At 47.1% G+C, this 12280-nt stretch carries 8 protein-coding genes; 5 read left to right on the forward strand and 3 right to left on the reverse strand.

Annotation, left to right across the window (positions count from 1 at the left end; all coding sequences use genetic code 11):
- Positions 1 to 83: 83 nt before the first annotated feature.
- Together KIV40_RS07395 and KIV40_RS07400 are read right to left on the reverse strand one after the other, a co-directional pair.
- Positions 84 to 1307: a sigma-54 dependent transcriptional regulator gene (locus tag KIV40_RS07395; RefSeq protein WP_285348525.1), complete on the reverse strand. Its 1224-nt coding sequence runs from the start codon at positions 1305 to 1307 to the stop codon at positions 84 to 86.
- Entirely contained in the window at positions 1300 to 3213 is a 1914-nt protein-coding gene (locus KIV40_RS07400) for an ATP-binding protein (protein WP_285348527.1), read from the reverse strand. Before KIV40_RS07400 ends, KIV40_RS07395 begins: the two co-directional genes overlap by 8 nt.
- 129 nt (positions 3214 to 3342) lie before the next feature.
- On the opposite strand from KIV40_RS07400, the gene pdxH reads away from it, so the two are divergent.
- A complete protein-coding gene (gene pdxH / locus KIV40_RS07405) occupies positions 3343 to 3978 on the forward strand; it encodes a pyridoxamine 5'-phosphate oxidase (RefSeq protein WP_005428958.1) in 636 nt (211 codons plus the stop codon).
- A 68-nt stretch (positions 3979 to 4046) separates the two neighbouring features.
- Here the strand turns inward: pdxH and KIV40_RS07410 are convergent, their stop codons facing one another.
- The gene (locus KIV40_RS07410) at positions 4047 to 4766 is read right to left on the reverse strand and encodes a helix-turn-helix transcriptional regulator (RefSeq protein WP_285348530.1); all 720 of its coding nucleotides are present in this window, start codon (positions 4764 to 4766) and stop codon (positions 4047 to 4049) included.
- A gap of 770 nt (positions 4767 to 5536) precedes the next feature.
- Between KIV40_RS07410 and KIV40_RS07415 the strand changes: the two genes are divergently transcribed.
- The 4 genes from KIV40_RS07415 (at position 5537) to putP (ending at position 12231) form a co-directional block, all read left to right on the forward strand.
- Positions 5537 to 6349 carry an AraC family transcriptional regulator gene (locus KIV40_RS07415; RefSeq protein WP_086370420.1) on the forward strand — a complete coding sequence of 271 codons (813 nt, stop codon included), beginning with the start codon at positions 5537 to 5539 and terminating at the stop codon, positions 6347 to 6349.
- A gap of 400 nt (positions 6350 to 6749) precedes the next feature.
- The gene (gene putA, locus KIV40_RS07420) at positions 6750 to 9881 is read left to right on the forward strand and encodes a bifunctional proline dehydrogenase/L-glutamate gamma-semialdehyde dehydrogenase PutA (RefSeq protein ID WP_228174958.1); all 3132 of its coding nucleotides are present in this window, start codon (positions 6750 to 6752) and stop codon (positions 9879 to 9881) included.
- A gap of 11 nt (positions 9882 to 9892) precedes the next feature.
- The gene (locus KIV40_RS07425; RefSeq protein ID WP_285348532.1) at positions 9893 to 10600 is read left to right on the forward strand and encodes a 1-pyrroline-5-carboxylate dehydrogenase; all 708 of its coding nucleotides are present in this window, start codon (positions 9893 to 9895) and stop codon (positions 10598 to 10600) included.
- A 137-nt stretch (positions 10601 to 10737) separates the two neighbouring features.
- Complete coding sequence (putP, locus tag KIV40_RS07430; protein WP_038888672.1) at positions 10738 to 12231, forward strand: sodium/proline symporter PutP; 1494 nt, start codon at positions 10738 to 10740, stop codon at positions 12229 to 12231.
- Positions 12232 to 12280 lie beyond the last annotated feature (49 nt).

The following is a 12280-nucleotide window of genomic DNA, read 5'->3' on the forward strand; positions in this document are numbered from 1 at the left end:
TTTTGATCTTATTATTATTAACCGAGCATGTCAGCATGCTCGGTTAATAAAAATGTGTGAAAGGGTAAGCATCCCTTTGTTTACTACGCCTTGAACTGTGTTTTGTCCAACTGATGTTTTTTTAGTTTGTCATACAAGGTTTTGCGCGACACTTGTAATTCTAGTTGAACCTCTTTGAGTCTGCCTCTGTGTCGTTGCAAGGCGTCAAACAACAAGCAGTATTCAAAGTGTTCTGTGCGTTGAGTCATACTTTGGATTTCGATGCTCTTTTCACTGCTCCAATCCTCCATACGAAACACATCGGGTTTTAGCGCTCTTAACTCCGCAAATTGCCTCAATTGTTTGATGTTTTCAGGCCAATCGAGTTCCGTAACCCGTTTTACCTCATCGAGACTAATCTGAGGAGGTTGGAGTTGATAGCGACTCGCTGCGTGACGTACAAAGTGTTTGTATAGGGGACCGATGTCTTCTTTGCGTTCATTCAAGCTTGGCATACGAATCATCCTTACTGAGCTTTCAATGTCTTTGTCGACTGTGTTGGCTGCGCCAAAGACACGTTGCAGTTTTGGGTGTTCAAATAAGCATTGCCACTGTTTTGTCGAGATGTGTTCTGCACTGTGCAGGTACAAACTGCAATGGCTTTTACCGTCCGTAAGATGATGTATGGCTTTGTCTAGTGCATCGAGAGAAAGCTCGTACAAATCTTCGCCAGAAGCAATGAACAATTCATTTTCCTGTGTGGCGTGAATATCGTGAGCAAACTGCGCAGCCAGTCTTCTTCCTGTTCCATCTTCACCAACAAAAATCAGCGGCTGGTGGAGCGGGGTGCTGATCAAGGTACGGCGAATGTCGACCATGGCTTGGCTGTGACCAATCATCTTGGGACCAACATGGGTTTGCATGTCGAGTTCTTTTTTAAGCCAGACGTTTTCTTGCAACAAGGCCAACTTGTCACCAGCGTTATTAAGTGACTTAAGTAACTGTTCGGTAGAGAAGGGTTTTTCGAGAAAATCGTACGCACCACTCTTCATCGCTTCGACGGCAGTTTTCACATCGCCATGACCCGTTAAGACGATAAATTGAAAGTGACTATTTTTGCCTAGCAGTGTGCGCATAAACTCTAGGCCATTCATCACGGGCATGTGGATATCAGTGATGATCAATGCCGGTGCGCTTGGGTCTATTTGTTGCAGCGCTTCAACTGCGTTTGGAAAGCAAGTGACGTCAATCCCTTCGATTAATAGCGCTTGAGTAACCGCATCACGGATATGGGGCTCATCATCAACAAAGAAAACGGGATTATGCATGAGAGTGTTCCTCTGCAGGACGAAGTGGGACTAAAGGCACGCTGACAATAAAGGTCATGCCGCCTGACTGCTGGGATTGCGTATCTATATCACTGAAAGCACTATGATTGTAAGCATTGTGATTGTAAGCACTGAGAGAGCCTTGATAGCTTTCTAAAATACGTTTTGAAATGGTTAAACCCAGCCCAAGTCCCTCAGGTTTAGTGGTGAAAAATGGATCGAATACTTTGGCTAATGCTTGTTCTGACATACCTGGCCCGTTGTCGGAAATCAGAATATCGCAGTTGCTTTCATTGCACTGTATCGCGATCGAAATTTGTGGATCGACACAGTGTCCTTCCATCGCTTGGGCTGCATTATGGAAGAGATTTATCAGTACTTGCTCTAGCTCGACGCTGTGAATGGCGAGTTTCACATCGCATTCAATGTTTGGCACTTTTAGCGTCACCCCTTGTTTGATCAGCTTGCTGTTCAGAATGCGCGTCGCGTTATGTACCGCGTCATGTAGCACGGACACCTCGTTGTGCGAATTATTGTCCGTTTTGCGCGTAAAGACTTTCAAACGAGCAATGACTTCGGCAATGGTGTCATTGAGAGAGAGCATTTTGCCGAGATTATCTGTCACCATAGGGTAGCGTTCCATCGCCATCAAACGTTGAGAGTTTTCTGTATAGGTGCGAAGTGCAGCAAGTGGTTGGTTGATTTCATGATTGATGCTGGCAGACAGCTCGCCCAATAGTGCGAGTTTCGCGGCTTGAGTGAGCTCTTGTTGGGTTTGCTTGAGCGCTTGTTGACTTTGTTCATATTGGTGCACGGTTTGTTGCAGCTGGTGGTTGGCTTGGCTCAGTACTATGGTGCGTTCCGTGACCTTTTCTTCCAAGTTTGTATTCATATTTGCTAATCGTGCTTTATTGACCAGCATTTGAAACCACGCTAAGGCTATTAGGCCAACGAGCGAATACAGCAAAAGGTAAATCACATCCGCTTGCAATACCGCAGCAAACACTTCTTGTTGGCTAATCAGAGCGACAACACGAAAACCTTTGTCGAATAAGTTTGTTGCGTAAGCGAGGTAGTTGGGTGAAACCAATAGCTGATTGTTTTTAAACTGCGTCGCGCCGCTTTGCCCAGTCAACTCGCCACGATATTGAGGCAAGGCATCACCGTATTGTTGAGTCTGGTTAAGCTCTCGTTTTGCCTGTTCAGACAATGGGAATAGGGCTCGGTAGCGCCAATCGGGCAAGTTGCTCATGAAGACGACATCGTGCACACCGGTAACCAGTAACCCACCATTTTCTTGGGTTAACCCTTTTTCGAGTTGCTCCAAGTTTACTTTAACCGTAATCACGCCAGCGACCTCACCCTCAACCCAAAGCGGGGATGAGAAAAAGTAGCCGCGTTTATTGGAACGTACGCCAAGGGCTACGTACTGAGCTTTCTCCCCATTTAAAGCGTGTTGAAAGTACGGACGGAAGGCAAAGTTCGAGCCCACAAAGCTGTCGTCTTGCTGGTAGTTACTAGATGCGATAACTAAGCCGGTTTTGTCGTGCACATAGATAGTGTCAGCGAGGCTTTGCGCTAACCAATCGGCGAGCAATAAGTTGAGCGATTCTGATGGCTTACCTACTTTAACGGCTTCAAGCAATCTTGGATCATGGCTGAGTAAGTTGGGGATTTGCTCAAACTTTGCCAATTCATAATCGATTTCTTGGGCGACCTGTGAAGCTTGAGTTTGTAACTTGCTTTGCCACTGATCATGTTGATGCTGGGTTGCGTATTTATGTGTCAACATCAGCCCGACCAGACCGATGGCGAGCAAGACCAACAAAAAATGGCGCAGAGCTTTGGGGTTAAGTAGGTTCACGATTGGCTCACTGGTTTTTAACGCCATGTTATCAAAAGGCATTTAATGATGTTGTGAGCTGCTGCGACAACGTGACACAGCACAAAACTGCCAATCAGGGTTCTTGCTTGCTGTCCTTGTATTTCCTTAGTATCGGGCGCACAATCGACAAAAACGAGTGAAGGAGTGAAGATGGAACTTGCTGATATTCGTCGTGAGTACACAAAAGGTGGCCTGCGTCGTAAAGATTTAAAAGCAGATCCTATTGATCAATTTAACCTTTGGTTAGAGCAAGCGGTACAAGCAGGGCTAACGGATCCTACGGCGATGACGGTCGCGACTGTGGACGAAAACGGAATGCCGTTTCAACGTATCGTACTGCTAAAAAGTGTCGATAAAGATGGCTTTGTGTTCTACACCAACTTGGGCAGCCGCAAAGCGCAGCAGCTTGGGCATAACAGCAACATCAGCCTGCATTTCCCATGGCATCCCCTTGAGCGTCAGGTTCACATCACTGGCGTGGCAGAAAAGCTAACGCCGATGGAGAACATGAAGTACTTCACTTCTCGCCCGAAAGAGAGCCAATTAGCGGCGATCGCGAGCAAGCAAAGCAGCCGTATTTCTGCACGTGGCGTATTGGAAGGTAAGTTTTTAGAGCTGAAACAGAAGTTTGCCAAAGGTGAGATTCCTATGCCAACTTTCTGGGGTGGTTTCCGCGTTAAGCCACAAAGCATTGAGTTCTGGCAAGGCGGTGAACACCGTCTGCATGACCGCTTCTTGTTCTCAAATCAAGAAGGTGAGTGGGACATCGACCGTCTTGCGCCGTAGTCACTTCGATGACGAGATAAAAAAACACCGCCGAAATGGGCGGTGTTTTTGTTTTCTAGTTTGGAAATTCAACGTTCGCCGTTGAGAACAACAGACAATTGATGTTTCAGAAGCGTCTTTGGCACGATGGAGCCGTAACCTGCTTCCATCGCTTTATCGATAAGCTCGTTCTTACTGTTGGCTTCAAATTTAGTGCGCAGACGAGCGACATGCCCTTCTACTGTCTTGGTTGAAATCCCCATCACCTGAGAGATAAATTGCGGTTTCTTACCATAGAGCAGTAAGAACAGCGTCTCTTGCTCACGGCAGGTCAGCTTTTCTGGCTCGGGTTTAAGATTAGAAAAACGGAAGATAGACTGTTGATTTGGTGCACCACCAATGGCTCGGCAAACCCAATAACCGACTTCAATCACAGCGGTATCCGTTAGCTCGCGGCCATAAAAGATGGTGCCAATGATGTTGCCGTCTTCATTTCTCCAAGGTGTCTTGGTAAAAATGTGCGCGCGCCAATGGCCATCTGGATAAGGATGTATATCAAGGATCTTAAGCGACTCGCCGGTTTCAATCACATGCTTGTCTTGTTCTTGAAAGTCTTGGGCGCACTCAATGGTAGGGCTAGCCATTTCGAAGTCTGTCTTACCGATACAAGCTTCGGGCGAATCGTACCCAATTAACTTGGCGTATTCCTGATTCACATAGCGGAATACCGAATCTTTATCTTTGCATCCCCAACAACCCGGTAGCTGTCGAAGGAGCGACTGTTCTATGGTATTGACTGGAATATTCACAAGGGACTCACTACTGCTATATCGCCTGCATGATTACAGGTCGTTCCCTCACTTTGCTTTGCCTGCGTTTACATTATCGCATTACCTTGATCATGCTTTCGAGAATCGCGCCAGATAGAACTGGAAGAGAGAAGGTCTATCAAGATAGCTCTGCGTGGTGATTAACGTCAGGATACAGTGAGATGTCCGATATATTAGCAGCTTATGCCATTGTTTTCATTGGCGATAGGCAAAAAAAAGCCAGCCTGAAGACGGGCTGGCAACACAAGATATAATCTTGTCGACGTGTAGAAGAGGTTCTAAATTACGTAGCGAGGGTCTGCTAAGTAAGTTAGAGGTATCAAGTAGATACCGATGAGCTCAGGGTCGTATGCATCCTAGAGCTCGAGGTCTAATGTATTGAATCGAGAAGAGGTTAGTAAGGGGGGAAATCCCTCTATGCCACTGTTTTTCGGGCATTTCGTGCGCGTTCGATCGTAATTTTCATCTTACCTTTTACATTAATGTGCATTTTCATTGCTAGGATCTTTGCTAAGTGTTTGTCTCACCTTTGGTAATTTTTGCTATCTGCCCGTTTTTGTTAAAAAAATTGGTTGCACATTGACCGTAAGTTATTCTTACATGATCATCGTTCCGGAACTATGATCATGTAGAGAGCCTTGATCGTGTTGGTTTGATCTTGTGCGATTGACTCGGGGAGGAGTTGCAACCCAACCGAGAAGGTATATGATGCCAAGGTGTAAGCTGACCGTGTAAAGACGACTGTTGAAATGAGTAACCCAGATAACCCGAAAGCCCTGCTGCATAAAGAGATCATGCTGCCTAAGCCAGCAGAATTGATCACGCTTCCGTCTTATATGGAATGCCATGATCATGCTTACACCCAGATCGTGATCGGCTTGAAAGGACAAGCGGAATTTGAAGTGCGTGGACAGGGCAACCTGGTTGGTCCGGGACAAGGTTGCATCGTAACAGCGTCTTCTGATCATGCTTTCGGCGGCGTGATTCATCAATCAGATATTTTGGTGCTCAACATGCCAAAGCCAGCCAATGATGACCCCGAGATGCTGCAGAAAATCAACAATCTAGAGCGTTCTCATCTTTACTTCCAGTTGGATGGTCAAATCCAAAAGCTGATTCAGATGCTGGTGCAAGAGATGCGTAATCACCCAGATGACTTACTGCTAAGCCGTGCGTGTAACGATACCGTGATCGCTCTGATGCAGCGTCATATCTCAGCATTTGAAACGTCGAGGAAAGAGTCTCGCTTTGATCTGGATGCGATTGACCGTTACATCGAGCAGCACTTGAGCCACAAAATCAGTGTGGCGCAGTTGGCGGGCAGTGTGTTTTTGGGCGAAAGCCAGTTCCACAGTTTATTTAAAGATCAGATGGGCATTACGCCGCATCAGTATGTGCTAGGTAAACGTATTGATATGGCGCGTGACTTAATTGAACAAGGTCACCTTACGCTTGGACAAATTGCTGAATTTACTGGTTTCTCGAGCCAAAGTACCTTTACGCATACTTTTACTCGTTTACAAGGGTTATCGCCTTCTCAGTATAAGAAACAGGTTGGCTAATTATATTGGTATAGTTGCTTATCTGATGACAGCCGCGCATGAGTCGCGGTTTTTTTGTGCTTGCGTTTTGTACAGGAAAGTCGAACTTTTTTGCGTAATTCTCCGAAAGTTTTCATTGTTTTTGTCCGTTCCTCACAAAAGCGCAATCTAAATCCTTCTTATTCAAACAAAAATTGCTCAAAACCTATCTGTCTTTGTTGTAAATGACAAGCAAAGATGAATTTTTACAACACAATATATTATGTAATTGCGTGTAACTATGTAGATGTTTTGTTATAAAAGCGAGTTTTTAGCAAAAAGCTCGGAGTTTTTGACAAGTATTCTTCTCGGGCTCAAAATACACTGCCAGCCATTGATGATCCTCGAAGCGGTTTTCGAGGAGAGAGATTGAGGAAAACGCATGTTTACTGCAACGAACGTGTTAACACCGGAATTTATCGAGCAGCCGCTTGATAAGTTGTGGTCACTGATCTCGCCATTGTACATGGTGGACGAGTCTCAATGGCTAGAGCAATTATTGCCACTAGCGGCGCCGACAGCGGAAGAAAAATCGGCAATCACGACCCAAACAACCCAGCTTATCGAAGCCATCCGTGCGGATAAGAAGTCAATTCAGATGATTGATGCGCTACTGCTGGAATACAGCTTAGATACTCATGAAGGTATCTTGCTGATGTGTCTTGCAGAAGCATTGATGCGTATTCCGGATTCAGCGACAGCGGATGCACTGATTAAAGACAAGTTAAGCGTTGCTGACTGGAAATCTCACCTAAAGAGTTCTGATTCGGTTTTCGTTAACGCGTCAACTTGGGGCTTAATGCTAACGGGTAAAGTGATTGGTCTTGGTGAGCAAGAAACCCAGAGCCCAGGTCAGGCTGTAAACCGTCTGGTGAACAAATTCTCAGAACCTGTGATTCGTAAAGCCATGTATCAGGCAATGAAGATCATGGGTCATCAGTTTGTACGTGGTCGTACGATTGAAGAAGCACAGAAGAACGGTCGCCCAATGCGCGACAAAGGTTTCACTTACTCATTTGATATGTTGGGTGAAGCGGCGCTAACCACGGCAGACGCAAGCAAGTATTTCAAAGACTACCTAATGGCGATTGAAGCCGTTGGTCGCGAAACGTACGGCAGTGACACAAGCCCTGCACCTTCTGTTTCTATCAAGCTTTCTGCACTTCACCCACGTTACGAAGTGGCGAATGAAGAACGCGTGATGACAGAGCTTTACGACACCTTAACGCAACTGCTTAAGCGCGCTATCGAAGTGGATGTTGCCATCACGATTGATGCAGAGGAAGCGGACCGTCTTGAGCTGTCATTAAAACTGTTTGAAAAACTGTATCGCAGTGACCTAGTGAAAGGCTGGGGTAAGTTTGGTCTGGTGGTTCAAGCCTACTCGAAACGTGCACTGCCTGTACTCGTATGGCTAAACAGTCTAGCGAAAGAGCAGGGTGATCTGATCCCACTGCGTCTAGTAAAAGGCGCGTACTGGGACAGCGAAATCAAGTGGTCGCAACAAGCGGGTTACGAGAACTACCCAGTTTACACGCGCAAAGAAGCGACGGATGTTGCTTACCTAGCGTGTGCGCGCTTCCTACTAAGTGAAGGCGTGCGCGGTAATATCTTCCCGCAGTTTGCTAGCCACAACGCGCACACTGTTACTGCGATTGCTGTAATGGCAGAACACAAAGATTACGAATTCCAACGTCTGCATGGTATGGGCGATTCGCTTTATAACCATGTGATGGACACTTATGGTCAGCCAGTACGTATTTACGCGCCAGTCGGTAGCCATGCGGATCTACTGCCTTACTTGGTTCGTCGCTTACTAGAAAACGGCGCGAACAGTTCGTTTGTGCATCGTTTGGTGGACGCGCGTTGTCCGATTTCAGAGCTGACGCATCACCCTGTTGATGTGTTGACCTCGTTTGAGACCTTGCACAACGGTCAAATTCCAATGCCAATCGGCATCTTCCCAGAGCGTAAAAACTCGTACGGTGTGAACGTTGATATCGATAGCGAAGCGAAGCCGTTTGAAGCGCAGGTTGAAAGCTTCCTAACCCAGAAGTGGACTGCGGGTCCGATCATCAACGGCGAAAAACATGCCGAAAGCATGATCAAGGAAAACTCCGCAGAGATCATTACTGCCCCTTACGATCGTCGTATTGAAGTGGGTCAGGTGGCTTTTGCAAGCCTTGATCATGTTTCCGCTGCAATCGAAGCGGCTGATGCTGCATTCCCTGAGTGGAAAGGCACTGCAATTGAACAAAAAGCGGCGTGCCTAGATAAGCTTGCGGATCTGATGGAAGAAAACTTGGCTGAGCTGGTGGCGATTTGTCACCAAGAAGCAGGTAAGACGATTCATGACAGTATTGATGAAGTGCGTGAAGCGGTCGATTTCTGTCGTTACTACGCGAAACAAGCGCAAAACCTTCAACCGTTCGAATTAGAAGGCTTTGATGGCGTAAAACGCATTTCTAGCCGCGAAGGGCTTGGCGTATTCGTTTGTATCAGTCCATGGAACTTTCCATTAGCGATCTTCCTTGGTCAAGTCACAGCGGCATTGGTTGCAGGTAACACAGTTGTGGCTAAGCCAGCTGAGCAAACCAGCTTAATTGCGGCGCGTGCGATTGAATTGATGCTAGAAGCTGGCTTCCCAGCGGGCGTGATTCAGCTATTGCCGGGTCGTGGTGGTGAAATTGGTCATGCACTAACCTCTCACGATGCGATTGCAGGCGTGGCATTCACTGGTTCTACAGCAACGGCGCAGCGCATCAACGTGACGCTTGCCGAGCGCAGCGCGAAGCCAGTCCCGTTTATCGCTGAAACTGGCGGTCAAAACGCCATGATTGTGGATAGTACGGCGCTACCAGAGCAAGTTGTGCGTGATGTGATTCGTTCCGCTTTCGCTTCTGCTGGTCAACGTTGTTCTGCCCTGCGCGTTCTGTTCGTTCAAGAAGACGTTGCGGATCGCATCATCAACCTTATCCAAGGTGCAATGAATGAACTGCATGTTGGTATTCCTTACCTGCACAAAACCGATGTGGGTCCGGTTATCGACAGCAATGCAAAGAACAAACTCCTTACTCACCTAGAGCACATGACAAGTACGCAAACCAAAGTTGCTCAATTGCATTTGGATGAAGCGTGTCAGCACGGTGATTTTGTATCACCAAGTGCGTTCGAAATCTCGGGCATTGATGTTCTGAAAGAAGAGCAATTCGGTCCTATCTTGCACATTGTCCGCTTTAAAGCGTCTGAGTTGCCAAATGTGGTTGAGCAAATCAATCAAACCGGTTTTGGTCTCACAATGGGCATCCACAGCCGTAACGAAACCACTTACCGTTGGATTGAAAAACACGCTCGCGTGGGTAACTGCTACATCAACCGTGATCAGGTTGGTGCGGTCGTTGGCGTTCAGCCATTCGGTGGTCAAGGTTTGTCGGGTACAGGTCCGAAGGCCGGTGGTCCTCACTACCTATACCGCTTTACTAAACAACATCTTGTTCAAGCAGAGAAGGCGTAAGGAGTCGCATTATGGTTCATCAGATCACGTTTTTTAAAGATGCATTCTCTGCGTGGGAGCAGTGGAATCTGACCGATTTTGATTACAAATGCGAGCATTTGCTGGCATTTAAATCTGCCATTGAAGAGCAGCATAGCGTGGTTGGCAAAGTGGTGTCTTACCACTTACAGCAAGCGTCGTCTCTGTTGGCAGAAACTCATCAGTTAGTGGGCCCTACGGGTGAAACTAACGAGCTGTACACAGCGGGTCGCGGTGTGGCTTTGGTCGTTTGTGAAAACAACCTAGAACACACAGAGAACGCACTGTACAGCACATTTGCAATGATCACCTGTGCTTTGATTGCAGGCAACAGTGTGGTGATTTGCAGTGACAATGCAGGGCTTAATCAATTGGTTAAGCATGCTGTGGCGTCAGCAAACTTCCCATCTAACTTAGTCCAAGTGGTTGCGTACGATGCGTCTTCCCCGTTGTTAGACAGTGACGTACGTAGTGTGGGTTATGTTGGGCATTCACAGGTTGAGCACGCACTTAACCTGCAACTGGCTAAGCGTGACGGTGCCATCGTCGGCTTAGTTTCTGAAACGGATTTAGAGTCACCGACATTGACTCATGATCCTCATCTGTCGTTGCGCTTCATTACCGAGCGTACTCGAACGATAAATATTACAGCAGTGGGCGGTAACGCGACTCTACTCGAGTTGGGAAGCGACTCCCACTAACCTGACTTGTGATACCAATCTGAATCAAAAGAGCCTGAGAGCTTACTCGGGTTGGTATCTCTTGCTTTGATGTATTGCTGCGATGGCAAAATATCAAAGAGGGCAAGGAAGGAAATAATTATAACGAGGACTATCAAATGATAGAAAATAGCTTTGCTATCACGACCACTTTCGTGGCGTACTTACTAATTATGGTTGCCATTGGCGTTTACGCGTATAAGAGGACTTCCAATTCATCTGACTACTTCCTAGGTGGTCGTAGCCTTGGTCCATGGCCAGCGGCACTCTCTGCGGGCGCATCAGACATGAGTGGCTGGTTGCTACTTGGTCTTCCGGGGTATGCGTATGCAGCAGGTATTGAAGCGTTCTGGCTAGCAGGTGGTCTGCTTGTGGGTACATGGCTAAACTGGTTAATCAGTGCAAAACGCCTACGTACGTACAGCATTCAAACGGATGCACTAACGCTGCCTGAATTCCTGTCGCGTCGCTTCAACGATAAGTCGAAACTGATTCAGACAATCTCTGCGTTCTTCATTCTTCTATTCTTCCTTTTCTACACCAGCTCAGGCTTGGTAGCAGGTGGTAAACTGTTTGAGACCGTATTCGGCTTGGATTACAGCATTGCCGTTATCGTTGGTACGGTGTGTGTGGTTTCATACACGCTATTTGGTGGTTTCCTAGCGGTATCTTGGACGGACTTGGTACAAGGTCTATTGATGGCGGCGGCGCTGATGATCGTGCCTGTTGCCGTTATGGATGGTGGCCTAGGTCAACTAGCGACGGATATGCACAACATCAACCCAGAGCTATTAACGCTATGGAATGACGTAAAAGGTGAGCCTCTATCGGCTGTCGCGATCATCTCTTTGGTGGCATGGGGTCTTGGTTACTTTGGTCAACCGCACATCCTAGCGCGTTTTAAAGCTTCTCGTTCAAACAAAGATCTAACAACAGCGCGTCGTATCGCTGTGGGTTGGACTGCGCTTTCTATGGCGGGTGCAATGCTAGTTGGTCTTGTTGGTCTAGTGTGGGTAACTGGTCACCCTGGTATGCAGGTTGATGATGGCGAGAAAATCTTCATGCTATTGGTGAACACGGTATTCCACCCAGTGATTGCAGGTATCCTATTGGCGGCAATCCTAGCGGCGGTAATGAGTACAGCAGATTCACAGCTTCTAGTATCTTCATCAGCTCTTGCAGAAGACTTCTACAAGCAAGTGATTAAGCCAGATGCAACGTCTGAAGAAGTGGTCATGATTGGTCGTGTAGGCGTTATCGTGATTTCTCTTATCGCGCTATTCCTAGCAATGACGCCAGACAGCTCTGTTCTTGGTCTTGTATCTTACGCTTGGGCAGGCTTTGGTGCTGCGTTTGGTCCAGCAGTTGTGCTTAGCCTTTACTGGAGCGGTATGAACCGTAACGGCGCACTGGCAGGTATCCTAATTGGTGGTGTGACTATCGTGGTTTGGAAACAGCTAACAGGCGGTTGGTTCGATGTGTACGAAATCGTACCGGGCATCATCTTCTCAACGATTGCGATCATTGTTGTAAGTAAGTTGACTGGTGGTGCAGCGCAAGAAGTGCTTGAGCAACACAAAGAATACGAGAAGAAATTGGTTGAGCTAGACTAATCATTCTCAAATAAAAACAAAGCCCGCGTTCATCGCCTGTCTCTTGATC

The sequence above is a fragment of the Vibrio sp. D173a genome, from assembly GCF_030248475.1.